The following is a 1,573-nucleotide window of genomic DNA, read 5'->3' on the forward strand; positions in this document are numbered from 1 at the left end:
AGGCAGCCGCGCGCCACGTCGACGGCGGCGCTGGCGGCGTCCCGCACGGCGATCGTGACGCCGCGGAGGTCGGGCTGGACCAGTGCCTTCCAGGCGTTGGCGCGCAGACCCTCGATGCCGGCGCGGTGGGAGTCCGGGCCACTCGCCAGCAGCCGGCCGGCGTCGGAGAGCATCTCGTTGAGCATCTGCCACTGCGGGTGCCGCGGGCCGCCGGCCAGCTCGCGGGCCTCCTCCAGCAGCGTGCGCGCCTCCCGCAGGTCCGCCGCGTCGTTCGTCAGCTCGCTGCGCCGGAACAGCCCGGCGGCCAGGCCGACGAGGTGGAAGACCCGCTGGGAGTGGCCCGGCCCGGCGAGGTCCAGGGCGCGGCGCAGGTGGCCGATCCCGGCGGCGACCCGGGCGGGATCCCGTTCCCGGCCGATGTCCAGCGCGGCCTGGCCGGCGACGGCGTGCCGAAGCGGGTCCCCGTCCGGGCTGACCGGCGCGACGCCGGCGGGCACATCGTCGCCCGACATCATCGCGGCGAGCGGGCGGAGCGTGTCCGCCGCCTGCCCGGCCACGTCGCGCAGCGAGTCGTCCGGGCAGCTCGCCTGGAAGGCGGACAGCATCTCGAGCAGGTCCGGCAGGACGTTCTCGCCGCGCTCGTGCGCGGCCATCAGGCCGGCTCCCCGGGCCAGCATCCGGCCCGTCGGACCGTGGCGATCCGCCTCCGGAAGGCCGGCGAGGAACCTGTCGACGTCGGCCGGCAGCCCGGCGATCGCGGCGGAGTCGCCCTCCTGGCCGGCGCGGGCCACCCGCATTCCCCACCGCGCCGACTCGAGGAGCGGCCGCAGCACCGGGTCGTCGCCGCTGTCGCGGCCTATCTCGTCCAGCCGGGCGAGGGCCGCGCCCACGTCGGCCGCGTCGTCGTCGAGCACCTCCTGCACGATGGCCGTCACCTCGGCCGCGCCGCGGGTCCGTGCCCACTGCGTACCGGTCGGCGGATCGGTCTGCGCCACCCGCAGCAGGTCCCGCACGGCGCGGGCCAGCGACGGGCGTACCGGCTGTCCGGATCGGACGATCGCCTCGACGAGGGCGGCGGCCAGCACCGGGAGCCCCGGCGTGTCCCGGGCGAGCCGGTGGAAGTCGGCGACCGCCACGTCGAGGTCGCCGCGGCCGGCGGCGGCGGACACGATGCCCGCGTACAGCCGGACGACGTCGCGCTCCTGCATCAGATCCTCCTCAGCTGTCGCCCCTCTCTGACGGACAGCACCCGGTCCGTCAGAGGGGGGCGTCCCGATTCGTCGTCGTCAGGTGCGTGAAACGTGAGTGCGGAAGTCGGAGTGGTGTTCCTGGCCCCGGCCCTGGTGGCGGGCGGCCTGGTGCTCGGCGGGGGCTATCTGGCTGCCCGGGGCGTCGGCGCGCTGGCGGGCGCGGCCGGCGACCGGCTCGCCGAGCGCCAGCAACGCGCCTGGACGGCACACGACCGAATAGACCGGGCGGTTGCCGAGCACGACCTGCTGCGCGGCCGGATCGAACGGGAGCGGGCGCGCTTCGGCGACCGGATCACCCCCCTGGCCGCGCTGGACGGCCGGCC

At 76.9% G+C, this 1,573-nt stretch carries 2 protein-coding genes; one reads left to right on the forward strand and one right to left on the reverse strand.

The genetic code is table 11. The features are described 5' to 3' along the window. Window positions 1-1,208 (reverse strand): hypothetical protein (locus AB0F10_RS45535; RefSeq protein WP_360640844.1); only part of this gene is annotated, 1,208 nt, incomplete at its 3' end. A 93-nt stretch (window positions 1,209-1,301) separates the two neighbouring features. Here AB0F10_RS45535 and AB0F10_RS45540 point away from each other — a divergent pair. Then, window positions 1,302-1,573 (forward strand): hypothetical protein (locus tag AB0F10_RS45540; RefSeq protein WP_360640846.1); only part of this gene is annotated, 272 nt, incomplete at its 3' end.

Source organism: Actinoplanes sp. NPDC026623, assembly GCF_040638275.1.
GTDB lineage: Bacteria > Actinomycetota > Actinomycetes > Mycobacteriales > Micromonosporaceae > Actinoplanes.